General features: G+C 66.4%; 14 protein-coding genes, 1 tRNA gene and 5 pseudogenes. 17 read left to right on the forward strand and 3 right to left on the reverse strand.

Annotation, left to right across the window (positions count from 1 at the left end):
- Nucleotides 1-1,372: 1,372 nt before the first annotated feature.
- Nucleotides 1,373-1,984, reverse strand: a complete 612-nt coding sequence (locus QEG98_RS09925) for a hypothetical protein (RefSeq protein WP_316566567.1) — start codon at nt 1,982-1,984, stop codon at nt 1,373-1,375.
- Between the two features lie 1,793 nt (nt 1,985-3,777).
- Here QEG98_RS09925 and QEG98_RS09930 point away from each other — a divergent pair.
- The 13 genes and pseudogenes from QEG98_RS09930 (at nt 3,778) to QEG98_RS09990 (ending at nt 18,723) form a co-directional block, all read left to right on the forward strand.
- Nucleotides 3,778-4,485 carry a hypothetical protein gene (locus QEG98_RS09930; protein WP_316566568.1) on the forward strand — a complete coding sequence of 236 codons (708 nt, stop codon included), beginning with the start codon at nt 3,778-3,780 and terminating at the stop codon, nt 4,483-4,485.
- Between the two features lie 266 nt (nt 4,486-4,751).
- Nucleotides 4,752-5,540 carry a CHC2 zinc finger domain-containing protein gene (locus QEG98_RS09935; protein WP_316564160.1) on the forward strand — a complete coding sequence of 263 codons (789 nt, stop codon included), beginning with the start codon at nt 4,752-4,754 and terminating at the stop codon, nt 5,538-5,540.
- A 32-nt stretch (nt 5,541-5,572) separates the two neighbouring features.
- Nucleotides 5,573-7,690, forward strand: a complete 2,118-nt coding sequence (locus QEG98_RS09940) for a hypothetical protein (RefSeq protein ID WP_316566569.1) — start codon at nt 5,573-5,575, stop codon at nt 7,688-7,690.
- Nucleotides 7,691-7,929: 239 nt separating this feature from the next.
- Nucleotides 7,930-8,469 carry a DUF2924 domain-containing protein gene (locus tag QEG98_RS09945; RefSeq protein ID WP_316566570.1) on the forward strand — a complete coding sequence of 180 codons (540 nt, stop codon included), beginning with the start codon at nt 7,930-7,932 and terminating at the stop codon, nt 8,467-8,469.
- Nucleotides 8,466-8,669, forward strand: a complete 204-nt coding sequence (locus QEG98_RS09950; protein ID WP_316566571.1) for a hypothetical protein — start codon at nt 8,466-8,468, stop codon at nt 8,667-8,669. Before QEG98_RS09945 ends, QEG98_RS09950 begins: the two co-directional genes overlap by 4 nt.
- Nucleotides 8,666-8,857 (forward strand): annotated as a pseudogene (locus QEG98_RS09955) (recombinase family protein); the annotation flags it as partial. The gene QEG98_RS09950 and the pseudogene QEG98_RS09955, both read left to right, overlap by 4 nt.
- Before the next feature lie 104 nt (nt 8,858-8,961).
- Nucleotides 8,962-10,586 (forward strand): annotated as a pseudogene (gene istA, locus QEG98_RS09960) (IS21 family transposase).
- A complete protein-coding gene (istB, locus tag QEG98_RS09965) occupies nt 10,583-11,347 on the forward strand; it encodes an IS21-like element helper ATPase IstB (RefSeq protein WP_140787629.1) in 765 nt (254 codons plus the stop codon). Before istA ends, istB begins: the two are co-directional and overlap by 4 nt.
- 74 nt (nt 11,348-11,421) lie before the next feature.
- Nucleotides 11,422-12,144 (forward strand): annotated as a pseudogene (locus tag QEG98_RS09970) (hypothetical protein); the annotation flags it as partial.
- Nucleotides 12,134-14,476: a hypothetical protein gene (locus QEG98_RS09975; RefSeq protein WP_316566573.1), complete on the forward strand. Its 2,343-nt coding sequence runs from the start codon at nt 12,134-12,136 to the stop codon at nt 14,474-14,476. The pseudogene QEG98_RS09970 and the gene QEG98_RS09975, both read left to right, overlap by 11 nt.
- Nucleotides 14,473-15,807, forward strand: coding sequence for a hypothetical protein (locus QEG98_RS09980; protein WP_316566574.1), 1,335 nt, complete (start codon nt 14,473-14,475; stop codon nt 15,805-15,807). The genes QEG98_RS09975 and QEG98_RS09980 overlap by 4 nt, the downstream gene beginning before the upstream one ends.
- Nucleotides 15,808-16,517: 710 nt before the next feature.
- Nucleotides 16,518-18,161 carry an anti-phage dCTP deaminase gene (locus QEG98_RS09985; RefSeq protein ID WP_316566575.1) on the forward strand — a complete coding sequence of 548 codons (1,644 nt, stop codon included), beginning with the start codon at nt 16,518-16,520 and terminating at the stop codon, nt 18,159-18,161.
- Nucleotides 18,162-18,189: 28 nt separating this feature from the next.
- Nucleotides 18,190-18,723 (forward strand): hypothetical protein, encoded by a 534-nt coding sequence (locus QEG98_RS09990; protein WP_316566576.1) that lies wholly within the window; start codon nt 18,190-18,192, stop codon nt 18,721-18,723.
- Between the two features lie 956 nt (nt 18,724-19,679).
- Here the strand turns inward: QEG98_RS09990 and QEG98_RS09995 are convergent.
- Together QEG98_RS09995 and QEG98_RS10000 are read right to left on the reverse strand one after the other, a co-directional pair.
- Nucleotides 19,680-19,752: transfer RNA gene (locus QEG98_RS09995), tRNA-Asn, on the reverse strand.
- Between the two features lie 66 nt (nt 19,753-19,818).
- Complete coding sequence (locus QEG98_RS10000; protein WP_316568089.1) at nt 19,819-20,091, reverse strand: hypothetical protein; 273 nt, start codon at nt 20,089-20,091, stop codon at nt 19,819-19,821.
- On the opposite strand from QEG98_RS10000, the pseudogene QEG98_RS10005 reads away from it, so the two are divergent.
- The 4 genes and pseudogenes from QEG98_RS10005 (at nt 20,053) to mpl (ending at nt 24,746) form a co-directional block, all read left to right on the forward strand.
- A pseudogene (locus tag QEG98_RS10005) lies at nt 20,053-21,085 on the forward strand (RsmB/NOP family class I SAM-dependent RNA methyltransferase). The gene QEG98_RS10000 and the pseudogene QEG98_RS10005 sit on opposite strands and share 39 nt — an antisense overlap.
- A 107-nt stretch (nt 21,086-21,192) precedes the next feature.
- Nucleotides 21,193-22,103: pseudogene (locus tag QEG98_RS10010) on the forward strand (LD-carboxypeptidase).
- On the forward strand, nt 22,100-23,281 hold the full coding sequence (locus tag QEG98_RS10015; protein ID WP_316566577.1) for a serine hydrolase domain-containing protein: 1,182 nt from the start codon (nt 22,100-22,102) through the stop codon (nt 23,279-23,281). The pseudogene QEG98_RS10010 and the gene QEG98_RS10015 overlap by 4 nt, the downstream one beginning before the upstream one ends.
- Nucleotides 23,274-24,746 carry a UDP-N-acetylmuramate:L-alanyl-gamma-D-glutamyl-meso-diaminopimelate ligase gene (mpl, locus tag QEG98_RS10020; RefSeq protein WP_316566578.1) on the forward strand — a complete coding sequence of 491 codons (1,473 nt, stop codon included), beginning with the start codon at nt 23,274-23,276 and terminating at the stop codon, nt 24,744-24,746. Before QEG98_RS10015 ends, mpl begins: the two co-directional genes overlap by 8 nt.

Raw genomic sequence — 24,746 nt, forward strand, 5'->3', positions numbered from 1 at the left:
GGTTGGGCCGCGGTGCCGCGCGGAGGCGGAGAGGGTTGGCCTTGCACGGGGCCCGCGCGGGCCGCCCGAGGCGCAGCAGCAGCAGCCACAACCGGCGAAAGTGAACACCCCGCGCCGTTCACTTACCGAGTGCAAATGAACAGGGGCGGGGTGTTCACTTTCTGGGAGGTGACTCCCTCAAAAAGGGCCCCAGGTACACACCCCGGCGAGACCGTCTCCACGAAAAAACACACCACCCCCCACCCTGGCGTCGTGGGTAGGCGAGGTAGGCGTGCTGACGTCGTCGGTAGGCAAGGGGACACCCGGCCGGGCAGGCAGTGCTGCTGGCTGGGGAATGGCAGGGGCGCGTGGAGGGCAGCAGGTGGCGCCAACCTAGGGAAAGCGGCCGTGGGCCTCGGCGCTTCGGCCCGCCAGGAGGCCTCGTAAGCGCGCGAAACAGCGTGGGAGCGGTGACGCCGAATGGCCGCCTTTACCTGTTTCCGGCCATTCGGCTCGGCCCTGGTAACGGCACGCGCGCCCAGGTGCGCGCGGGGCGGAGTGTGGGAGCGCGGAGGGCTTGGCTCGGAGTCGTGGGGCTCACGAGGAGGACAAAGGCCTGCGGCCCGAAGCGCTGGGGGACACGCGCGCACGAAGCACGAAAGGGGCGCCACGCGGCGACAGGCGCTGGCGCGCGAGGTTGGGGCCGGGAACGCCCGCCAGCGGGGCCTGGTGGCGGTCAGAGGGGCTTCAGCGAGGAGGGGCAGCTGCGCCGGGGAAGTGAACGGCGCGCCGGAGTCCGGCCCGCTGGACGGAGTGTGCTTCCGGGCGCGAGTGCAGGCCCGGAGTCATACCGCGGCGCTCGCGCACCTGATGGCTTGGCGCCCTAACGCCGCGAAACTACAAAGCCTGTGGGGCCAGGCGTGTGCTTCCGCGCGCCAGGCCGGAGCTTCACGGGGAAAGTGAACGGGCGCGGCCTGGCTCGGCGAAAGTGAACAGCGAAACTGAACGCGAAAGTGTCCGCGTTCACTTACCGGAGGGCGCTCTCAGTCGGGGTCGGCGGGGGAGGGCGCTTAGCGGAGGGGCATCTCCCCGAGCGCGGGAGTGTCGCTGGCCCTGGGCCAACCTGGACGAACAGCTTCGGGCTTCGCGCAGCCGCCGAGACAGCCGCGCCTTCGAGCTGTCATGGGCCGCCCTCTCCTCGTGGGTCACCTGCGCGAATCGGAGTTCCGCTCCGCTCAAAGCGATCGCGACACCTTCACCTGGCACGGACACCCAGCAACTGCGAGAAGCGCAGGCGTCCGAAATCTCCTACGCTCTCGTTCGTTTGCCGCCATCTATTCAGCATTCGAGCTAGAGGATGCCATCATTCTCGAAGGCCAAAGGTCTTCCAGTCCTACTCCCACGGCAGCAGATCAGCGTCTGTGAAAAGCGCATTAAAGACCCTAACCCGCTCTGGCTCCGTCTTAAACATCAGCATTTCAATAGGACGCTCACAAGTTTCACGATCGATCGGCACCAAACCCTCCTGCACACACATTTCAAAGATCTGCCCTTCGACTCCCTCCTTCAGCCCACCTGGCTCAACAAATCTCCCATGTGCACCCAAGGCGGCAATCCGCATCAGCACAAAGTACGGACCGACCATCGACACCCGAAGCCACAGCACGCCATCAGTGCTACGTAGTCGATAGGAGAAACAAACGTCGTCATTGACATTTGTCAGATCCTCCACCTCCGCAATGCGAGAAATCCTCTCACACAGGAGCGCATGCGGGTCCTTCTTTAGTTCGACCTCAACAAAGTCGAAGCGTGGCTTAACTAAAGATCCGTACCTCGCCTCTATCGTCCGCAGCAACCTATCGTGATCCTCCATTTGTACCTGAATCCTTTGCAAGGGGAGCCCCATGGACAAGCTCAAGCGGAACTCCATGAATCTCTCCCCTACCATCAATCGAGACTCGAACTTGCGTCTGGAACCCAACCCCATCAGGCCCAGATGCAACATGTCGACCGAAATCCATCTTCCGCATGTTGGCGTCCAGAACTTCCCCGTCTTTCCATGCCTCCAGCGTGAGCGCATCAGCATCTTCGGAAGGAAGCCAAGTAGACGTTCGCTTCCCGCTCGAAACCCGCAACTTGTGCTGAGGAGTACCGGCTATATGCCCGTTTTGCTTCTGCCTCCTGATCCGCGGGTCGAAGTTGAGTGTCTTGAGTGACGTCCCAGCCCTACCTCGGGGGGCGACATAGATTACGCCAAGGCTCGGGATGCCTTCAGGCGGTAGCGTGTCAATGTCAGTCGCTGCATCAGGCGCAACATAGAAGACCCGAGGGGGAGCAGAGTTGACTGTTTCGCCTGCGGTGAGAAGGGCTGCCGGTTTCTTTCCCTCTGGAAGTTGCGGCACCCACGCGGTTCCGCCGCTTGGGACTTCCACTACGTCCGAAGTCGACGAGGCGTTGCTAGTCCCCGGGCTCCGGCCCGAGAAGCCCCCCTTGGCACGCCGGTACAGGCTCTCCTCGGCAAGTGGCAAGGGGGCGCCAGCAGCCCGGGTGCTCAGGGGGAAGGGGCAGCTTCGCCGAAACCTGAACGGCTCTCGCCCTTGCCCTGCCTTCCGCGCGCAGGCAAAGGGCAACCGGGCGCGAGCGGCCAGGCCTGAGCGCTCAGGAGTCGCGAACTGGTTAGCCGGCCCGGATGCGAGCCGTTGAGCCGGGCCCTGGCACTCAGCGCTGGGACGCCAGAGGTACCCAGGACTCCCCATGCGCCCCGTACCTCCAGTTGAAGCAGGGCACTGCCGCCGGCTTCAGCTGCCGGACTTCTCCAAAGTCCGGCAGAAGTCCGGCATGAAGTCCGGCAGCAATTTCCGTAACAACTTCATGGGGTTAAGTCACTCTGCCGGACTTGCCGGACTTCAAAGCCACTTTTACGTACGCGAGGGAAAATATTTTGGGAGGGAAGCGCGCAGAAAATATTTCCCCGTAGAGGGGAGGGAGGGGGGAGGAAGTCCGGCAAGTCCGGCAGGATGGTCTAACCCCTCGTAGTTACAGCTATTTTGGGTGCCGGACTTCTGTGGAGGAAGTCCGGCAGGAAGTCCGGCAGTCCGGCAGGGATGCGAGAGTCGGAGGGGAGAATGTAGGTGGTGAGGCCACTCACTCTCCTGTTTTCCGCCTTCATCGTCCTGTCTGTCCCCGCGTCGTGTTGGGGCCGCCGGTTGCGCGTCACTGGTGAGCACCACCCCATGCGTCTGCTGGGGTTGCCCTGGTTCGAGCGAGAGCGGCTTCTGGGGAGACGGCGGTCCCGCGCCCTTCGGAGCGAAGGTTGCCTTGCCCACGCACCCCTCACTCGTTCCGAGCAGTCACAGGCCGAGCCCCTCGGGAGTGCTCGTGGTCTCTCCCCTTGGAGCGCAGCGTGGGAGTCCGAATGGAGGAGGTGGGAACTCCGCCCGTGTTCAAGGCAGAGGGGCATGAGGCCCGCCCAGCAGAGGCCATCGCCGCCCTCATGAAGGAGCGACCCTCCATACTGGATGGCCCGCCGCGGCCTCCTTCTCATGGTGCTACCGGATGCGGGGCAAGCCACCAGGACTCCAGCAAAAACTGATTACCTGGAGAGTCGAAGGCCCCGGTGGAAATTCGTGCGCGTCGGCATGTCCCCGATTGCGGGCACCGAGCCTTTGTCTCTGCAGGGCGGAGCGGCTCCCCAGTAGCGGCGGCCACAACCTCCTCCGGCCCCGAGGCACGCATGCGTGACGAGAGCGACTCCCCAGGCCAGTTACCCAGACGCCCAGCCCTGCCCCAGCCCAGCCCTTGGGGGAGGACTGCCGCACGCAGGAGTTGACGAAGCAGCCCAAGGAGGCCGGGGACGCCTGGCTGAAGTTGGAGAATGACGGGGACGCCGCCGTCGTCGTCTTCCTAGGGGAGCCGCACCCGCGCGACGTGGCTGTCATCGACAACAAGTTCGTCCCCTTCACCCGGAGGCTGAAGGCGGAGGGACACAAGCCCGTGCTGCGATTTACCCACAACGTCGCCCTCTTCGAGACGCGCGAGGTGAAGGTGCTGGAGTACGGAATCGCCTTCTTCAAGGACGTCCTGCGCGTGCGGCACGCGTTTGGGCTTGAGACGTGGGCCGTTGAAGTCCAGCGTCACGGGGCCGCGAAGGACTGGTGGCAGACGCGCTACTCCCTGCAGCCCGAGCGCCGCCTGTCCCCGGAGCAGCAGCAGTCCTTCCAGGGGCTGCCGCTTCACGACTTGGCGAAGCTCCGGGTGGACGCGTCGGCGGCAGCCGAAGCAGCGCGCCGCGGCGCCGCGGGCGCAAGGCCACCCAACGCGCGTCTCGTGCAGTACCTCTCTAACGTGCTGAAAACCATGCCGCGCAAGAGGGTGGAGCGCCTCCTCCACCACCACCTCGGAATGCAGCAGGTTGGGGACGTGTCAGCCATGCGCGGCGAGGAGTGGCAAACCTTCGTCGAAGAGGTTGCAGTCGAGTACCAGGCGTTTTGGGAACGAAACTGCTGAGCGCCAGCCCGAGGTGAGTTGAGCCGCCAAGCGAGGGCGTGCTGCGAGTCAGCCCGTCCACACGTCCCCGGAAAGCAACCCATGCAGGACTCCTTCTCCGCGCGCCGTGGGGACGAGGGGCGCGCTGCCTCTCGTGCCCTCGGCCTCCCAACAGTCATTGCGCAGCGGCGCCTCGGCGCCAGGCTGGCGGGACGTGCGTGCCAACCTGCCGTGCGCCGAGGGCCGGACGCCGCGGCGACGAGGCACAGCCCCAAGGTGCAGGCCCCATGAGCTTTCGCGCCTTCGTGGAGCAGGTACGGAGCCGCTCGGACATCACCGACGTCGTCGGCGCCCACGTCGAGTTGCGCCCTTCGGGCAGCACCCTCAAGGGACTCTCACCCTTTCACCCGGAGAAGACGCCCTCCTTCGTCGTGTGGCCCACCACGCAGACGTGGCGCGACTTCTCCAACGGCGGCAGCCTGGGAGGCGACGTCTTCAACTTCGTCCAGGAGAGGGAGAAGGTTGGCTTCAAGGAGGCGGTATTCCGGCTGGCCGAGCGCGCTGGCATTTCTCCTCCCTCGCCCGATGACGAGTCCCACGCGCGTGAGCTCGAGGCGCTGGTGGAGCGCCGCGACGTCGAGCGACTCCTCACGGCCGCCGCCGACTACTACCACCGCCGCCTGCCCACGAAACTCCGCGAGGAGTCCTTCAAGCAGCACTACGGCTTCACCGACGAGGTGGTGGACAGCCTCAAGCTGGGGTGGGCCGACGGCGGCCTCTTCGAGCACCTGAGTGCGGCGGTGGGCGCGAGCCGCGAGGCGGCCCTCAAGACGGGACTCTTCGTCCAACTGCCGGGCGGCCGCGTCGAGGACTTCTTCCGGGAGCGCCTCGTATTCCCGTACTGGAAGGGGGCCGCGTCGTCTACTTCATCGCCCGGGCGACGCAACACACGAGGGAGGAGGCCAAGTACAAGAAGCTCCTCACCCATTCGGAGCGGCACCCCTACGTCTCGCCCACCGTCCGCAACGACTACTTCTACAACGAGGACGCGGCACACAAGGCCGACACGCTGCTGATTACGGAGGGCGTCACCGACTGCATCAGCGCCATGCAGGCGGGCATTGCTTGCCTCTCTCCGGCCACGACGCGCTTTCGCAAGCAGGACATTCCCCGGCTGCTGAGACTCACTCGCGACGCCAGGCGCGTCGTCATTTGCAATGACGCCGAGGCCAGCGGCGCCGGAGAGGCGGGCGCGCGGGAGACTGCCGCGGCCCTCTGGGCCGAGGGGCGCGAGGCGTGCCTCGCCCTGCTTCCACGTCCGCAGGGCACCGAGAAGGTGGACGTCAACGCGTTTGTGACGACGCACGGCGCCGCGGCGCTCCACGAAGTCCTTGGCCGCGCGAGGGGCTACCCGGAGTACCTGCTGGACGGCATTCCCGAGAGTGCGCCCAAGGCCGACTTGGACAAGGCGCTGGCGCCCCTCCTGGCCTCACTGCAGACGTGCACCGCAGTGCGGGCCGACGTCGTGCTGGAGGCCATTTCGGCGAAGTTTGGCCTCCGGAGGCGGGCCCTCAACGCCAACCTCAAGGGGGTGGTGGCGCAGAAGGAGGCGGCGGCCACGGCTCAGCGCCGTGCGTCCGCCGTGCGCCCGGAAATCAACGTGGGCAACCGCCAACTCTGGGCCATTGTCACCGAGGCACGCCAGGCGGTGGTGCAGGCGAATGAGCGCCGCATGAGGGCCGCCAGCACGCAGGGCTTCGCCAACGAGGCGGCGCCACTCTTCATACGAGGCAACGCCCTCGCGCAGCTCGCCCAGCCCGAGAAGGAGGCGCCCATTCTCGCGGAGATGACGGAGGCCGCCGTCTACGGAGTCCTCCTCCGGGAGGCGACGTGGGTAGCGGAAGTCGAGGGCAGTCCGCACTCCGTCTTCCCGCCGAAGGACGTCGCGCGGGACTTCCTCGCGTACCCGCCTCCAGGCCTCCCTCCCGTGGAGGCCGTCATTACGACGCCGGTATTCGGGCAGGACGGGAAGCTCCTCCTGACGCCCGGACTGCACCGGGAGGACAGACTCTGGCTGGAGCCCACCCCCGCACTTCACCTCGGCGCCGTGCCCGAGCGGCCAACACCCGAGGAGGTTGCCGCCGCACGGGCCCTCTTCTTCGACGACGTCTTCGTGGACTTCCCCTTCGCGCACCCCAGCGACAAGGCACATGCCCTCGCCGCCGTCCTCCTGCCCTTCGTCCGGCGGATGATTGAGGGCTGCACCCCTCTCCACGTCGTGGAGGCGCCCGCTGTCGGCTCCGGCAAGGGCCTGTTGTGCAACCTCGTCTCGTGGGTGGTGACGGGCAGGGCGTGCGCCATTGGCACCTTGCCTGAGAATGAAGAGGAGATTCGAAAGACGCTCACCGCCGAGCTCGCCCTGGCGCGCCCCCTCATCCTCCTCGACAACGCCAATGAGAAGGCGACGCTCTCCTCCGCGGCCCTCGCCGCCATGCTGACGAGTACGTCCTGGACGGACCGACTCCTGGGCAAGACGCAGAAGCTGACGCTGCCCAATGCCGCCATGTGGATGCTCACCGGCAACAACCCGAGGCTCTCAAAGGACATTGCCCGTCGCTCCGTGCGCATCCGCATCGACCCCAAGTTGGACAGGGCCTGGACGCGGACCGACTTCAAGCACGACCCGATTATTCCTTGGGTGAAGGCGCATCGGAGCGAATTGGTACGTGCGGCCCTGACGCTCGTGCAGGCGTGGATTGCCGCGGGGAGGCCCCTGGGGAAAGAGCGGCTGGGCTCCTTCGAGCACTGGGCGGCCGTCATGGGCGGCCTCCTCAAGGTGGCTGGAGTGGAGGGCTTCCTCGACAACCTCGACGAGCTGTATGCGAATGCGGACGTCGAAGGGGAGTCCTGGCGCGAATTCGTGCAGGCCTGGTGGGCAGCGCATGGTGCGGAGGAGGTGCTCGTCTCCACGCTCAACGAGCTGTGCGAGAAGGACGAGCTGATGCTGCAGGTGCGAGGCGAGGGGGGCCCGCGCTCGCAGCAGAGCCGACTGGGCCGTGCGCTGCAAACGGCGAGGGACAGAGTCTTTGGGGACTTGCGGGTGGTGGTGCGGAACCAGGACCGCAAGAAGCGGACGATGTACGCACTCCAGAAGCTGGCGGGCGAACTGGAGGTGAACACGGCCACGACTCCCGAGGAGACGACGGAAGTCGACCCGTGGGCGTAGCAGCTGTCCGGCGAGCCCCGTGCGGCAGCGTCGCGAGGATGCAGTGGACGTGCTGGCTGAGGCCCTGTGGGAGTTGTGGCTGCGTCGACATGCGCAGCCGCAACGACAGACGCACGTGTGGGGAGCGGAGGAGGGCGCGCATGGCTGAGTCGCGGACTCTCGCCTTGTCTTCTTCTGGGGACAGAGCGTCCATGGGTTTCGCCCGAGGGCGTGCTGCCCCGGGCGAAGGAGACACCACCATGGCGAAGAAGGGGATTGCGCGGGCTGCGCGCAAGGAGTTGGCGGACGTGCCACAGCAACTGGCCGCGCTGGCCAGCATGTCGGTGCCGGATTTGGCGGAGAAGTACCTGGAGGTGTACGGCGAGCCCACGCGCAGCCGCAACCGGGACTACCTGAAGAAGCGCCTGGCCTTCCGGATTCAGGAGCTGGCCGAAGGGGGACTCTCCACACGCGCCGTCGCGCGCATCTCGGAGTTGGGCGACAAGCTGCCCGAGCGCTGGCGGATGCGACAGGTGGAGGAGCCGAAGCCCGCAACGCCGCCGCCTCCTCCATCCGCTGCGGACGGACGCGACACGCGCCTACCGCCGCCGGGCACGGTGCTGATGCGCATGTACAAGGGCACGCAGCACCGGGTGACGGTGCGCGAGGACGGCATTGAATACGAGGGCCAGCTTCACCGCAGCCTCTCCAGCGTGGCCAAGCTGATTACGGGCACAGCCTGGAATGGCTTCACCTTCTTCGGCCTCAAGGACGGCAGCCCGAAGGCGGTGAAGTCATGAACGGCCCTGCCTTCTTCCAGACGCACATGGGGCAGCGCTTCTACGAGGGGACGATGCCGGCGCTCGTCCGTGAGCTGAAGCGCCTCAACGACAACCTGGAGCGACTGGTGGCAGTGGCGGAGCAGCACGGTGGGCCGAAGCAGTCTTCGAGCACCGAGCCGGTGCCTCCGCCGACGACAGAGGAGGCGGAGGAGCCATGAGGAAGAGCAAGTCGTCGCCCTCGGACGCGAAGCGCTGCGCCGTCTATACGCGCAAGTCCACGGCGGCGGGCCTGGAGATGGAGTTCAACTCGCTGGACGCCCAGCGCGAGTCCTGTGTCTCCTACGTGCAGCGCCAGCCCGGCTGGGTGTTGGTGGATGAGAGCTACGACGACGGCGGCTTCACCGGCCTCAGTGGTCACCCAAAACCGGCCAATGAAGGTCCCCTGAAAACCGGCCAATGGGGAGGGCCGAGACGTTGACGCCTGGGTAGGACGTGGAGTCCGCCCGGGGGATGGGCAACGTCTTGAGCGACGAGAAGAAGCAGCAGGTCATCGCCCTGGGGCGGTTGGGTTGGAGTCTGAGACGCATCGAGGACGCGACGGGGGTGCGCCGTGAGACGGCCAGCGGCTACCTGAAGGCCGCGGGCGTGGGCATCCGTGCACCGCGTCGGTGGGGCAAGTCAAAACCGGCCAATGAGGGGACCACCGAGGCGAGCGCGGCGAGCGAGCCTGCGGCCGAGGCCGCCGGAGCAAAACCGGCCAATGAGGGGACCACCGACTCCATGCCGCGCAGCCGAGCCGGAGTCCGGCACGTATCGGCGAGCATCGTCGCGCCCTACGTCGAGCTGGTGCGGCAGCGGATGGAGGTGGGCCGCAACGGACGCGCCATCTACGAGGAGCTCGTCGACACGCAGGGCTACACGGGCAGCTACATCAGCGTGCGCCGCTTCGTCCGGGCATTGCGCGACAGCCAGGGCCCGGAGGCCAAGGCCGTCATCCACACGGCGCCGGGCGAGGAAGCCCAGGTGGACTATGGGGAGGGGCCCATGGTGCGCCACCCGGAGACGGGGAAATACCGGCGCACGCGCATGTTCGTCATGACGCTGGGCTACAGCCGCAAGTCGGTGCGGCTGTTGTGCTGGAAGTCCTCCAGCCGCGCGTGGGCGCAGCTGCACGAGGAGGCCTTCCGTCGGCTGGGGGCGTGACTCGCACGGTGGTGCTGGACAACCTGCGTGAGGGCGTGCTGGCGGCCGACGTGTATGAGCCAGCCCTCAATCCGCTCTTCCGGGACGTGCTGGCCCACTACGCATGCACGGCCCTGCCGGCCCGAGTCCGCCACCCGGACAGGAAGGGCAAGGTGGAGTCCGCGGTGGGCCACGCGCAGCGCACGCCCCTCAAGGGCCTGCGCTTCGAGTCGCTGGAGGCCGCCCAGGCCTACCTCGACGCGTGGGAGGCGAAGTGGGCGGACACCCGAATCCACGGCACCACCAAGCGCCAGGTGGCGGCCATGTTCTGCGAGGAGCGTCCGCACTTGCAGCCCCTGCCCGTCGAGCCCTTCCGGTACTACGCCTACGGCGAGCGGGTGGTGCACCTGGACGGACACGTCGAGGTGGACGGCGCGTACTACTCGGTGCCCCCGGGCCACATCGGCCGCAAGCTGCACGTGCAGTGGGACAGCCTCCATGTCCGCCTGCTGCTGCCCGCCTCGGGGCAACTGCTCCGGGAGCACACCCGGGCCCCTCGCGGCCACCACCGCACACGCGAGGAGGACAGGCCTTCCCACGCGCCGCGCACCACCGTGCAACTTCTCGAGCGCGCCGCCAGGGCTGGACGCAGCGTCGCCGCCCTCTGCGCCGAGGTGCACCGCCGAGAAGGTGAGACGGGCACCCGCCGCATCCTGGGCGTGCTGTCCCTGGCGAAGAAGCACGGCGCCGCTGCCCTGGACGACGCCTGCGAGGTGGCTCTCGAGGTGGGCGTCCCCACCTACCGCTTCGTGCGCCGCTACCTCGAAAGACGCACGCCCACTCCCGTCACCCTGCGCCAGGTCGACCCGCTCATCCGCGAGCTCACCCACTACCGCGACGTCATCGCCCGTCTGACTCAACCCACCCCTCACCCAGGAGACACCGAGACATGAATCTCGTCGAAATCACCCGCGCCCTCACCACCCTGCGCCTGTCCGGCATGGCCCAGGCCGTCGAGGCTCGCATCCTCCAGGCGCAAGCCGAGAAGCTCGCTCCGCTCGACTTCCTCTCCGCCCTCGTCAACGACGAGTTGACTCGCAGAAGCGACAGCTTCATCCAACGCCGCCTCAAGCAGGGCGCCTTCCGCGACGCGGGAAAGACGCTCGACGGCTTCGACTTCGACTTCAACAAGAAGATGAATCGCCGCCTCGTCTTCGAGCTGGCCACCGGCGGCTTCGTGGAGCGACGCGAGGACGCGCTCTTCCTCGGCCCTCCAGGCACCGGCAAGAGTCACATCGCCCAGGCCCTCGGCCGCGCCGTCATCCAGTCCCAGGGCCACCGCGTCCTCTACCGCGAGGCGCACCACCTGCTCGAGGAGCTCGCCGAAGCAAGCCTCGAAGGCACCCGACGCCAGAAGCTCGATGCGCTCACCGGCGCGCCTCTGCTCATCATCGATGACCTCGGCATGCGCAAGCTGCCGGCCACCGCCGCCGAGGACCTGCTCGAGCTCATCATGCGCCGCTACGAGAAGGCCTCCACCCTCATCACCTCCAACCGGCCCGTGGAGGACTGGGGGAAGCTCCTGGGCGACAACGCCGCCGTGGCCGCCATGCTCGACCGTCTGCTCCACCATGCTCACGTCGTCCAATTCGGTCCCCGCAGCTGGCGCACCAAGGGGGCCATGGAGTTGCGGACCTCCGAGTCCGCGGGGTAGGAGTCCTCCTGTCTCGGTCCTCTTCCTTTGGCCGGTTTTGAAGGGACCCTCTTTGGCCGGTTTTCACGTGACCATTGAGGCTGTCCGCGGTGCATGACTGGGGCAAGGCGGGAGGGACGTCGGAGCCGATGACGTTGGCCCATCTGGATGGGACGGCCATGCTCGTGCGGCGCCGCAATCCCGAGGGGGGCTTCGAGCTGCAGGCGAATGTGGGCTGGGGCGGGCGTCCCGGCGAGGGCGGCGCGTGGGGCGCGGTGGCGGGGCTGGGGGCTGAGTACCTGACCTCGAGGATGGACCTGCGCGCGCGCCTGGAGGGCCGCCTCCAGCGCGGAGGTTTCCGGCAGGGCGCCTTCGGCCCGGACTACGAGCTGGCGCGCTTCCAGGTGGCGGGCCCGACTGCCCTGCCGCAGGCGGACGCGCCTTTCCCGGACGGGTACTCGGCCTACGGCGAGGTGATTCTGAGCTGGGATGCGGAGAGCCTGAGCGTACTGGGGCAGCGCCACTTCCGGCTGACGATGGGCACCGAGGTCTTCAACTGGGGCCGGGTGGACCTGGACGGCCGATTGGAGACGCAGCTCTTCCACCGCAACCTCTCGGTGGGGGTGGGCGGCGTGGCGATGGGCGCCGGCCAGCCAGGAGCGCGCTACCTCGCCTCGGCCGAGGCGCGATGGCGCTTCCTGGGTGGGAAGCTGTACGCGGTGGGGCAGGGAGGCACGCTGCTCTTCCCGACAGCGGAAGGGACGCTGCGGCCAGGCGCCTTCGCCTCCGTGGGGCTGGGGGTGGACAATGCGCGCTGAGCGGCCTTGGCGCAGCGGGTTTGGCCTCGCGCTAGTGGTGGCCCTCCTGGCCTCCGGGTGCGCCTCGTTGCCGGCGAGGCCGGGCCAGGCGGGCCGTGGTGCGGCCCTGGCCTTCAGTCCCCTCTCCGTGCCCTCCCAGGCGGCGAGGAGCGCGACGACGGGTGTGTACCAGGGGGATGCGTCGGGCTCCGCGGATGGGACGCCAGCGCCGGCGCCGATGGGCTATCGGCGAGTGCCCACCGGCAATGCCGTCAACGGGAAGGGAGCGCGCGGCTCGGGCGGCGAGGGCGGCGCCTTCGTTTGTGGCGGCAAGGCCCTGCCCTCGGGCTGGCCCCGCCTGGCCTACAGCCGGGACGTGCTGGCGCCCTTCCTGGCGTGTGCCTCGCCCGCGGAGTTCGTGGCCATGCAGCGCGGGGTGGACATGGCCGTGCTGGTGCAGTCACTCACGCCCTGGGATGCAGTCCGCCTGAGCGCCCTCGGGCCTCTGGACGAACACGCCTCGGCCGTCCTCAGTCGCCAGCGCGCGGACTTCATCGTCACGTCCGTGGAGAAGTACGGCGTGCCGTACTCCGAGGTGTTCGCCCTCTTCGTCCTCCACTCGGCCTTCGACGACGAGCTGCGCGAGGTGGTGCAGCGGCTGGCTCGCGACAAGCAACTGGGCGAGACGCTGGGGAGCATGCCCGTCGTCCGCGAGGAGCTGAAGCGGAGGGGCCTGGCGTTGGAAGGCTTCTCGGAGCGGGGAGAGCAGGGCCGCGACGTGCTGCGCGGGCTGGGGCGCACGGGCCGGGACATGCTCTCCAGCACCTTGGTGAGTGGCGAGGCCCGGTACACGGAGCTCATGGCGATGCGTGGGCAGATGCCCCCACCCTACCAAGCTGCCATCGACGAGGTGGAGAAGGCCCTGATGGAGAGGCACTACTCGCCGGGAAGCGTCTCGGTGGGAGCCTTTGACTCCCTCACCTTCGGTGTGCCGGTGGGCTTTTACTACCTGGTGGCCGGGACGGGGCACGGGGCGTACTCGCTGGCGCAGGGCAAGTACGAGCAGGCCACGCGGGAGTTGGCGCCGGCTGCGCTGATGGTGGCGCTGTATGCCGGGGGCAAGGGCGCGCGCGCCCTGGTGGAGTCCAACGCCGGTGGGCGGGCGAGTCTGCGGCGGCTCGCGGCATCGGAAGTCGAAGCGCTGAAGGCCGTCGTGAAGGAGTTGGAGGAGCGTTTCGGCCCCGACGTTATTCGCGAGGTCTTCCCCATCCTGCGGGGCGAGCGCAAGGTCGCCTTCGTCGCGCTGACGGAGGGGCCGGCGGGTTTCGTCGCCATCGTTGAGGCTCGCGGAAACCCCGCGAAGGCTCAGGCGCTGCTGATGGAGGCGGCCAGCCGAGAGTCCGCAAAGCCCGTGACTACAAGGGGCTCGGCGGGGAATCGGTCCAGCAACTTGGACCTCTTCGAGCAGAACGCCGAGGTGTCCGCTGCGGAGGCTCAGGCAGCAAGCCGGGAGACCTCCAGGGCTGCAACGACGAGGGCAGGGGCGAATCGCGAGCCCGCCCGGTCTTCGGCGAGAAGGCAGCAATTCGACAACCTGGACCTCTTCGCCCAGGACGCCAGGGTAGGCGCTGCGGAGGCCGCGAAGGCGAAGCTGGTCCTGGCGGAGCTGGAGTCCTCGGGCCCCCGTTTCCCGAAGGACGTGAAGCTGCTGAAGGAGATGGCGCCCAAGCTGAACGAGCCGCCGCCGGGAGTCGATAAGGGGGCGCCGCTCTGGCAGGAGTACGTCGCCTACCGAAAGAGGCGCCTGAAGGAGATTCAGGACGGTGACGCCGTCAAGGGCCCCCTGAAGTGGGAGGGTTATGAGGGGATGCGCAACTATCATGCTCGGGGCATGGATTTCGAGCGAACCATGGTCGCTCTCCTGGAGGAGGATGCGGCGAAGCCGCGGGCCGAACGGCGTTGGCTCGGGGACTTCGAACAGCCTCGTATCGAGACCCACGTTGGAGTCGCGAAGGTGGACTTTCGTTACGCGGACGTGCTCGTCATTGAAGGGAGGCCCACTCCGGGCCAGCCTCCTCGAGTGGAGACGTTCAGCTTCAAGAGCCGGGACTTCCGGTACCTTGGACGGGACGAGTTGGCCGTGCAGATAAATACCGATGCGAGTAAGGCGATGAAATACTACGGTGGATCGCTGCGGATTCTACGGGATGGGCTTAGGCAAAATGCGGAGGTTCAGAGGGTGCGCGTCGTCTATGAGAGCAAAGGCCTCTTCCCGGAGAATCCGAAAACGTTGAACTGGGCCGCCAGTCGGGCGCAAAGGCGAAACAAGGGCGTGGAGGTGGTGTTTCAATGAAGCTGCTGACGCTGCACGACTTGAACAAAGCGGATGGCCTGAGCTTCACTTTCGAAGGGAGCTTCGACGCGACAGTAGGGGTAGAGCGTGCGTTGACGCCTCTGGTCGATACTCTTGAAAAGCATGCCGAAGGCTGGATGCCAACAATCGTCAAGTCTGATCGGAAGCGAAAGTATTCACGGGAGGCAGTGTGGCGCGCGCTGGAGGAACGGAGCGATGAACATGGCTCAATCATAGGGCTGTTCCGTTCGGAGAATCCTGCAGTGTCGCTTGTGTTCGATCTCGTGCTTGAGCAGGCGCAATCCAGCGTGCACGCTAGTCTCGACGTGCAGCCAATCCAGTTCTTCTCTGGGGTGGATGCTTGTCGGACTCTCGTGGCCGTGTCTCGTGCTTGGGCGGCTCAGTATCCGGTTTCTTACGCATCGGCTCACAGTATTGCGGATGAGCAGTTGGCTGGATCTCCCAGCTTTGGCCGTAATGACGAACAGGTAAGAAAGGATGGCTTCAACAAGATCTACGAATTGTTCTGGCTGAACATCTTCGGCCCCAAGCTCGTGGAAAGCGTAGGCCGTGAGCGCATGCTCTCGACGCCTGCGCATCTCGTAGAGGAGCTTCCCAACGGCTCCGTCCTCGTGGTGCTATGGCCGACTGCTTCCGAGTTCGCGAGTGAGGAGGCGCGTGTCGTGCAGGCCCGAGCCCACGTCCACCTGCGACCGGACCTCGACTTCGATACGGTGCTCCGCACGCTGCGGGAGCGCAGCGCCGCACTCGTACCCGTCGAGCCTCGCTTCCACCCTGACGTGGCGCCGTTTCTCTCTCGGCTGCCGGACGAGTTCGCCATCAGCGAGCGGCAGCGGAAGATTGCCGAACTCAACGCCTTCCGGCCGCCGGTGCCGGAGGAGTGGCTCCCTGTCGCTCATCCCTCGGACGTGGCAAATCCGGAGCGCGTCCTCGAGTCCTACGGCGACTTGTCCGAAGGCCTCGTGGCGGCACTGCACACCAAGGTGCCCTCCATCATGGACGAGACGGCCGAGTCCCTCACGGACTTGGACTTCTACTTCTGGCAGGAGAACTTCCCGGAGCGGTACACGCGCGAACTCATCGACAGTCACACAGCTCCGGCGCTTGGTGCCTATCTGGGGGACGTGCTGGTGCGGCGGTTGAGCGGGACGTGGGTGCTGCGGCAGAAGGTGGAAGAGTCCCAGGTGCGCGTGGGTAAGCGCGTCTGGCTGCCCTTCCTCCGCGCCCGCCGGTACATGCAGTCTCGTCAGTCGCTGCTGGACTACTCGCTCACGCAGTTCTTCCATGAGGTGTCGCGGTACCGGCCCTGAGCGAGAGATGCTGTCTGCCGCGCGCCAGGCGGTGCTGGCTGGTGCGCAGCGTCCGGAACGCCAGGCAAACCATTCGCAGCGTCAAGCCGGATGGCTCCTGAGATCTTCTCCTGCCTGCTGGTATGATCGAGATCTGCAACGCCGTGCTGTTCGTCACAGCGTCGCGTTGCTCGCTCTCCTTGGCGCGCAGCCGGACGCAGCCTTCACGCACTCTGACCGTAGCGACCAAAGTCTGGATAGGCAGACCTAGCAGGCTGTTAAAAAGGCCCGGGACCTCTCTAGACCTACGACCTATGGGGCAATCGCCCAAAACCATATCCATCTGGTAGTGGGTCACTGGAGCCACTGAAGACTTTTTCAACAGCCTGCTAGTATGTTGTAGCCGCACGAAGCATCGTGTCCTGAGGTTGAACCATGTGTTTGCTGGTAGGCGAGTGTGGGCCTAGCCCTTGCGCAAGCTCTTCGCTCTGCCGGAGCGATGCGCTAGAGGAACACCAACGCCATGGCTAGATGGGATCGTTCCTTAGATTGATGCTCGGGGGTCATGTGGGACACTCAATTGCCCCGACAGTGTAGGCAAAGGTAGGCGCCCATGCATCCACGCCCGCGTTGTCGGAAATATCTGAACCGTCGTATAGATCCTCTATGCTGGATAGGTTCGGTGTTGAACAGCCTTGTAGGCACTCCACCGTCATTTCTGGGGGGCATCTATGTCGCTCGCAGTGGTCAACCGAGTAGAGCAACCAGTAAGCCAAGTAGGCCAGGGCGCGCACGAAGTGTTGAAGAACCATGCTGCCAATGAGCTGGTCTTTGCCGTTGTGGGGCACGTCGGCTCTGGTACGACCACAATCGCCGACAAGCTGCAGGAGCTTCTGAGTAGCCCGAATTTGGATGGAGGGGCTTACGAGGTTGTTTTGTTGAAGGCTCGTGATGTCATTGTTGACTGGGCGAGGCAGCGGGAGCACCTAAGCGAGACTCCTGCTCGTGGTAACTTTCAAGATGTCATCAAAATGCAGGATCTCGGCGATGCAATGCGTATTCATGACCATGCTGCCGTCGCCCGGGCACTCATTGCTGCCATTAGTGCTGGCAGAGCTAGGTCGCAGGGCAAGGAGAGCGGGACTGCCCTGGTAAAGCCAGATGGAAAGCGCCGCGCCTATATTGTGGACGCGCTCCGCCATCCGACCGAAGTTCATTTGTTGCGAAGTTTGTATAGGAATTCCTTTGCGTTGGTCGGTGTTGTTTGTCAGGAGGATACGCGGATAGAGCGCCTGCGAGGGAAGTTCCCGAAAAATGCAGGGGATGAGGACATCCGCAATTTCATGGAGAGGGATGAGAAGGATCCTGACCCTGACAAGAAGCATGGTCAGCGTGTCTCGGATGCGTTTCATCTTGCGGACTACTTTATTGATAATAGCGAGGAACGCTACCAGAAGAAGGAGGAAGGGCAGGAACGACAGGAAAATCCTGAGTGGAATGTCCCTGATCAGCTTCTTCGTTTGGTGCGAATTGTTAACCATTCGCGCGTGGAGCGGCCAACAATAAGTGAGACGGCCATGCATGCGGCGTATGGTTCGCAAATGCGAAGTGCTTGTTTGTCTCGGCAGGTGGGGGCAGCTCTTGTTGATAGGGGTGGCAATCTCGTGGCTACAGGGGCAAATGAAGTTCCTAGGGCGGGAGGGGGAATTTATAGGAGAGATGCCGACGATTCAGATGCTGCGGATTATCGCTGTGCCTATCGAAATAGGTATTGCAGTAATACTCGAGAGCAAAATTCAATAATTGCTGAATTGATTAGTTCTGTTCCTCAGCTCAAGGAGTTGGCGCCTGAGGCTCGTGCTGAGCTGCAGAAGAAGTTACGGCGTTCTCGGTTGGGGGGGCTTTTGGAGTTTAGTCGTGCTGTTCATGCTGAGATGGATGCTCTTCTGAGTGCGGCACGTATGGGGGCATCGACTCAAGGGTGTCGTTTGTTTGTGACAACGTTTCCGTGTCACTATTGTGCGCGACATATTGTAAGCGCGGGTGTTGATGAGGTTCAGTATATCGAGCCGTATCCGAAGAGTCGGGCACTCGCTCTTCATGGAGATTCAATCACGCGCGCACCTCGCGCATGGACCGCGCCGAGTAAAGGTGGCGGCAAGGTGTTGTTCCGGCCATTCACGGGAGTGGCGCCGCGTCTCTATATGCGAGCATTTCTCAAGGATAGAGATCTGAAATTGGATGCGGATGGCAAGATGCAGATGGGTACTCCTGATTGGGGCACGGCATGGGATATCAGTAAGGTGAGTCATGTGGAGTTGGAACTGCTACTGACGAGTTCGACAACCCCAGGCGATGAGTTGGCCAATGGCTAGGAATAGCTCGGTCCCGTATATTCGGTTGGTGGAGGTTCTTGAGGGGGCCGAAAGAGAGCGTACTCGTTCGATTGCTGCGGGCTTTCCGGAACAATTGTCTCTGTTTCCGGAGTTCGAGTCGAGGATGCTTGGTTTTGTTGACATGTCGGATGTGGCGGCAGAGTCGTTTGTTGCGGTGTTGAATGAGTTTAGGCCACAGTGGATAATGGACCTTCGGGTCGTCCCATTCTTTGATCTCGGAGGAACGAGTCGAAGGGGTTTTTTTCAATTATTTCAACAGCTTGGGATTCAGTATAGGGATGTTTCGGGGCGTTTGGGGGTGACCTCTCGTAGAGATGTGAAGCTGAATGCCGAAGTGGCGGCTCAGTTGATGAGTGAAATGATGACTCGTGAGCCTGAGCGTGGTTTGTCGGGGCCTGTGTTTGTTTTGTTGGAGGAGTTTAGGAGCGTTAGCGTTGCTGCGATGACGCTTCCGCCGTTGCTGCAACCCAGGCCGAAGGGTGGTTGGGTTTCGCGTGTGTTCAATGCGGCTACGTTGGTAGACGCCTCCTCAAATGGCTGAGGGCCGAAGTCGAGATCGGTGTAGCCTCATTTCGATCGGACAGGTCCCTTATGCATAGGAGCAGCCTGGCTCTGTACACGAAGGCGCTCGACGTTGAGGTCATCCCACCAGTCGGCGGGGATGTCGTCGTTCTCGCTCTGCTCCTTGCGAGAGGCAGCGCAGCCCCGCCGCCGCAGCAGTTCCGCGGGGCCGTCGTGGGCGCGTGCATCTGGTCTTGGCGGACTTCTGCGCGGGCCACTGGAGGGCTCAGCGCAAGAGAGGGTGAACGCGGGCGCATCCTCGGCGCTGTCTTTCCGTAACCGACCGGCGACGTTTGACGGATGCACCCTTCCGCTCGCGCAGCATGGTAGCCGCGCGTGGAGGCACTGCTCGCCGACGCTTGCGTGGCTTCAGGAGGAGTCCGGCGCGGAGGCGGAGGACGGTTGCCAGCGGTGCGGCAGCAGTTTGTCGGAGTTCAGAGGGCTCTGGCAGTAGCGAACGTGGCCACAGCCGCCTGGGCGCTCTCTCGGAGAGTCTGCGCACGCGACGAAATCAGGAGTACCCAGTAAGGACTGGGGGCGTTTCGCTCTCTCGGTTAACAGAAACGAAGGGCCGGACTGGCCCCAAAAGGCTCCGGGCCGTCCTGGAGCCAGGGAAACGAAGTAACCCTGGAAGGTATGACATCGAAAGCCAGGGATTGTCAGAATCGGTCGCCTGCGGTGATTAACAAAACTGTTAACCACTCTCGGCCTCTCTCTCCCCAAAACGGGCGAAAGAGCGCTCCAGAGAGCCCAGTTGGCGGCGGAGAAGAGGGGTCCTCTTTCTCTGCGGGGTAGAGAGCCGAGAGCGCCCTCTTCAGCACCGCGAGCCAAAATCCCTTGGGATTCAGCGGCTTAAGCACGAAGGCCCCGCGACTTTCATCGCGAGGCCCGTGTAAAACAAAAGGGCCCTACCGGTTGGTAGGGCCCTTCGTTCAGCTCCCCGACGTGGACTCGAACCACGGACCTAGTGATTAACAGTCACCCGCTCTACCGGCTGAGCTATCGGGGAATATGTCCTCACGGCGGAACCACGTTGCCGTGATGAGGCGCTTTCTAGAGAATGGTGCCCGCTCTGTCAACAGTCCCTTTTGATCCGCTCTCCCGGCTTCACCTCCAGCCCTGGTCCGCGCTCGACGGCCTGGGCCCCGTGGCGGCCGATGCCATCGCCCAGGTGCTCGCCGGCTCCTCCGCCGAGCGCGTGCTCGACCGTACTCTGCGTGACCACCGCTCCCTGACCCGAGAGCAGCGCCAGGCCCTCAAGGAGGCCATCTTCAACGTCGGGCTCTGGCGGCGCCGCCTCGGGTTCCTCCTGGGTCGCGAGGACGCCGCTCCTCCCTTCCTGCTCCATGCCCTGATGCACGGCCTCTCGGGCGCCCCGGCTGTGGAGTCCGCCGCCCTGGCCGGGCTCGGGGATGGGGCGCCGCCCCCGTTGGTCTCGGCGCCCCCCCACGCTCGCGCTCCGCGCCTCCCTGCCGGACTGGCTCGCCGACCATTTCGCCCGGGAGTTCGGTCCCGATGCCGACGACTTCTGCGCCCACCTGAACGTCCCCGGGCCCATCACCCTCCGGGCCAACGTCCTGCGCACCTCGCGGGAGGCCCTTGCCGAACGGCTGCGCTCCGAGGGCGTCGAGACGCGCCCGGGGCCCTGGAGCCCGCTGGCGCTCCATATCGAGGGTCCCCGGCCCAACCTCTATGGGCTCCGTTCCCTCCAGGAGGGCCTGTTCGAAGTCCAGGACGAGGGCAGCCAGCTCCTGGGGCTCATCGTGGAGGCCCGGCCCGGGGAGACGGTGCTGGACCTCTGTGCCGGCGCGGGCGGCAAGACGCTCCAACTGGGCGCGGACATGAAGGACTCGGGGCGGCTCCTGGCCTATGACCCGGACCCCGAGCGCCTCGACCGGCTCCTCCAGCGCTCCGCCCGGGCGCACCTCACCCGGGTCCAGGTGCTCCGGAGCCTTCCCGAGGGTCTGGACGCTGACCGGGTGCTCGTGGACGCGCCATGCTCGGAGCTGGGCTCCCTGCGCCGGGGCCCCGACCAGCGCTTCCGCATCCAGCCGGAGGTGCTCACCCGGTTTCCGGCGCTCCAGCAGGACATCCTCCAGCGTGGGGCCCGCCTGGTGCGGCCCGGCGGGCGGCTCGTCTATGCCACCTGCACCGTCAACCGCGCGGAGAACGAGGACGTCGTCGCCGCCTTCCTGGCGTCTCGCCCGGACTTCCGCCTCGTACGGCCCGGGGCGGGGTGGCTCTCCGGCGCGTGTCTCCGTGATGGATTCCTCTTCGTCGCGCCCCACCGGCATGGCACGGACGCCTTCTTCGCCGCCGTCCTGGAGCGGTCGGCAGGGTAGGGGCGGGGGCGACAGGCGGTCGCAGTGTCCGTGTCCCGACGGACGGGGGAACTCAACGCTTCGCCCGCCCGGGCCTCGAATCACCGTGCCCCCGGGCCCCGGGTGCTATGAAGCGCCCCGTGCGCTGGCTCAAGCCCCTTCCGCTCCGTCCTCGCGACGCCGTGCATGTCGTCGCCCCCTCCGGGCCCTTCGACCGCCCGAGCTTCGAGGCCGGCCGGCCGTCATCGCGGAGCGCTACAGCCCCGGCCACGGCCCCGACATCTTCGCCGCCCACCGCTACCTCGCGGGGGATGACGCGCGCCGGGGCGGGGAGCTGTCGCGCGCCCTGCTGGACCGGGACGCCCGCGCCATCTTCAGCGCCCGCGGTGGCTACGGCAGCGCCCGGCTCCTGCCGGACCTGCCCTTCGCGGACGCCTCGCACGCGGCCTTCGTCGGCTTCTCCGACCTCACCTCCGTCCACGGCGCGCTCCAGGCGCTGGGGCGCGTCTCCTTCCACGGGCCCGTCCTCACGCAGCTCGGCCGGCAGCCTCCCGCGGTGCGCGAGTACCTGTTCCGACTCCTCGAGTCCCCCGAGGCGCCGCCCCCGCTGACGGGCTCGGCGACCTACGTGCCCGGCATGGCGGAGGGGCACCTCGTGGGCGGCAACCTGTCCGTGCTGTCGCGCCTCATCGGCACCTCGTACATGCCGCCGCTCGACGGCGCGGTGCTGCTGCTGGAGGACGTCACCGAACGCCCGTACCGCATCGACCGCATGTGGACCCACCTGCGCCTGGCGGGCGTCTTCTCCCGCGTGCGAGGAATCGTCCTGGGCGACTTCACCGGGTGCGAGGAGAAGGGCGCGGACTACTCCAGCGCCGACGTGCTCCGTGAGCTCGCGCGCGAGGCGGGCCTTCCCTGCGCCGCGGGCTTCCCCATCGGCCACGGTGACCTCAACTACCCCGTGGCGCTCGGCACCCAGGTCCGCCTGGACGCGGACGCCGCGCGCCTCACCTTCCTCGAAGGAGCCGTGCGGGCATGAGTGGCGGTACCCACCCCATCGCGATTCTGCAGAAGGTCCTCGATGACGCCTGTGACCTGGGCGTCTTTCCCTCGGCCCAGGCCGTCGTGCTGCACCGGGGCGTCCAGGTGTTCGGCGGCGTCGCGGGCAAGGTCTCCGGCGACACGCGCTTCGACCTGGCGTCGCTCACCAAGGTCATCAGCACCACCTCGCTCTTCCTCCGCCTGTGGACGGAAGGGAAGGTGGGGCCGGAGACGCTGGTGTCCCGCTACTTCCCGGGCACGCCTGTGGGCGACGCGGGCGTCACCGTGGCGGACCTGCTCTACCACCGCTCCGGCCTGCCGCCCTTCGTGCCCTTCTTCGCGCAGGCGCTCACCGCGCACCCCGAGCTGCTAGACGCGGACTGTCCCTCCGCCCTGCGCGCACGCGTCCGTGACGAGGTCATCCAGGCCGCCGCCGCCACGCCGCTCGCCGCCGAGCCCCAGACGCGCGCCGCCTACAGCGACGTGGGCTTCATCCTCCTGGGCGAAATCCTCTCGCGGGCCGCGGGCGCTCCGCTGGACACGCTCTTCTCCCGCCACGTCGCCGAGCCCCTGGGCCTCAGCGCCCGCTTCCACCGCCTCACCGACTTCCCCGCGGACGCCATGCCCGCGCCCACCGGCGCCACCCGCCCGCGCGAGCCCGCTCCAGGGCAGGAGACGCTGTGGAAGGACGTGCCCACCCAGCCCACGCGCCCGGGCGAAGTGGACGACGACAACGCCTGGGTGATGGACGGCGTCGCCGGCCACGCGGGCCTCTTCGGCACCGCCGTGGACGTGGCCCGCTTCGGCCAGGCCGTGCTGGACGGCTGCGCGGGCGGGGCCGTCATCGCGCCGGGGCCGCTGTGGCACCGCGCGCTGGCCACGGACCCGAAGGTGGAGGCCAGCACCCGCTCCATGGGCTTTGACTCGCCCTCCGAGGGCGTGTCCAGCGCCGGGCACTACATTGGCGACACCCCGCCGGGCGCGGTGGGACACCTGGGCTTCACCGGCACCAGCCTCTGGGTGGACCTGCGCCGCTCGCTGGTGGTGGCGCTGGTGACGAACCGCGTGGCCAACGGCCGCCAGGAAACGCGCATCCGGGATTTCCGACCGCTCTTCCATGACTTCGTCGTGGAGGCGCTCGAGCTCACTGAAACGAAGCAGGGACACCATGGCTGACGACAACGGAAACGTCCTCGACACCCTCGAACCCGGCAGCGTGCGCCGCATCCACCTGGTGGGCGTGGCGGGCACGGGCATGGGCTCCTTCGCCGGCATGCTCAAGGCCGCCGGCTACGACGTCACCGGCAGTGACGAGAATGTCTACCCGCCCATGAGCGACATGCTCCGGACGTGGGGCATCCCCGCCGCCACGCCGTACCGTCCGGAGAACCTGGACGCGGCGAAGCCGGACCTCGTCATCATCGGCAATGTCATCCGCCGCGTGAATCCCGAGGCTACCGCCGTGCGCGAGCGCGGCCTCAAGCAGATGAGCTTCCCCGCCGCGCTGGGCTCGCTCTTCCTGGACCGCTCGCACTCCGTCGTCGTCGCCGGCACCCACGGGAAGACGACCACGTCCTCGCTGATGGCCCACGTGCTGGTGGCGGCGGGGAAGGACCCGTCCTTCCTCGTGGGCGGCGTCACGCAGAACTACGCGGGCAACTACCGCGTGGGGAAGGGGCCGCACTTCGTCGTGGAGGGCGACGAGTACGACACCGCGTACTGGGACAAGGGCTCCAAGTTCCTCCACTACCGGCCGCGCACCGCCATCCTCACCAGCGTGGAGTTCGACCACGCGGACATCTTCCGCGACCTGCCGCACTACGAGGCGACCTTCGAGAAATTCGTCCGGCTCATCCCCCAGGACGGGCAGCTCGTCGTCTGCGCCGCCTACCCCAACGCGGTGAAGCTGGCGCGCGAGGGTTGCCCGGGGCGCGTGGTGACGTACGTGGCGCAGGAGGGCGCGGACGCGGACTACACGCCTCGCAACCTGGCCTTCGGCCCGGACGGCGCCCGCTTCGACGTGGTGGCGCGCGGCGAGGTGCAGGGCACGGTGCAGCTCCCCATGGGCGGCGCGCACAACGTGGAGAACGCGCTGGCCGTCATCGCCGCGGCGCAGGGCCTGGGGCTCACCTTCGACGAAATCGCGCAGGGGCTGGCCACCTTCAGTGGCGTGAAGCGCCGGCAGGAGCTTCGCGGCGAGCCAGACGGTGTCATGGTGATTGACGACTTCGCGCACCACCCGACGGCGGTGCGGGAGACCATCGCCGCCATCCACCACCGCTACCCGGAGCGGCGGTTGTGGGCGATTTTCGAGCCGCGCTCCAACACCAGCCGCCGCAACATCCACCAGGAGGACTACGCCCACGCCTTCACCGGCGCGGCCCGCGCCAGCCTCAAGGTGCCCGAGCGCCACGACAAGGTGCCCGTGGGCGAGGAACTGGACGTGCGCAAGCTCGTCACCGACCTCCAGGCCCAGGGCATCCCCGCCGAGGGCGCCACGGACGTGCAGGCCCTGGTGGACCTGGCCGCCCGCGAGGCCCGTCCCGGCGACGTGCTGCTGGTGATGAGCAACGGGGCCTTTGGTGGTTTCATCGACAAGGTGCTCGCGGCCCTTTCGGCCCGGGCGCAGAAGGGAGCCTGA

Source organism: Myxococcus sp. MxC21-1, from assembly GCF_032612255.1.
In the GTDB taxonomy this organism is placed as follows: domain Bacteria; phylum Myxococcota; class Myxococcia; order Myxococcales; family Myxococcaceae; genus Myxococcus; species Myxococcus virescens.

Bases quoted from the DNA above. Each gene is read 5' to 3' on its own strand.
- QEG98_RS09925 (WP_316566567.1), bottom strand. From the start codon at position 1,984: ATGTTGCATCTGGGCCTGATGGGGTTGGGTTCCAGACGCAAGTTCGAG.
- QEG98_RS09935 (WP_316564160.1), top strand. From the start codon at position 4,752: ATGAGCTTTCGCGCCTTCGTGGAGCAGGTACGGAGCCGCTCGGACATC.
- QEG98_RS09940 (WP_316566569.1), top strand. From the start codon at position 5,573: ATGCAGGCGGGCATTGCTTGCCTCTCTCCGGCCACGACGCGCTTTCGC.
- QEG98_RS09945 (WP_316566570.1), top strand. From the start codon at position 7,930: ATGGCGAAGAAGGGGATTGCGCGGGCTGCGCGCAAGGAGTTGGCGGAC.
- QEG98_RS09950 (WP_316566571.1), top strand. From the start codon at position 8,466: ATGAACGGCCCTGCCTTCTTCCAGACGCACATGGGGCAGCGCTTCTAC.
- istB (WP_140787629.1), top strand. From the start codon at position 10,583: ATGAATCTCGTCGAAATCACCCGCGCCCTCACCACCCTGCGCCTGTCC.
- QEG98_RS09975 (WP_316566573.1), top strand. From the start codon at position 12,134: ATGCGCGCTGAGCGGCCTTGGCGCAGCGGGTTTGGCCTCGCGCTAGTG.
- QEG98_RS09980 (WP_316566574.1), top strand. From the start codon at position 14,473: ATGAAGCTGCTGACGCTGCACGACTTGAACAAAGCGGATGGCCTGAGC.
- QEG98_RS09985 (WP_316566575.1), top strand. From the start codon at position 16,518: ATGTCGCTCGCAGTGGTCAACCGAGTAGAGCAACCAGTAAGCCAAGTA.
- QEG98_RS10000 (WP_316568089.1), bottom strand. From the start codon at position 20,091: ATGGAGCAGGAAGGGAGGAGCGGCGTCCTCGCGACCCAGGAGGAACCC.
- QEG98_RS10015 (WP_316566577.1), top strand. From the start codon at position 22,100: ATGAGTGGCGGTACCCACCCCATCGCGATTCTGCAGAAGGTCCTCGAT.
- mpl (WP_316566578.1), top strand. From the start codon at position 23,274: ATGGCTGACGACAACGGAAACGTCCTCGACACCCTCGAACCCGGCAGC.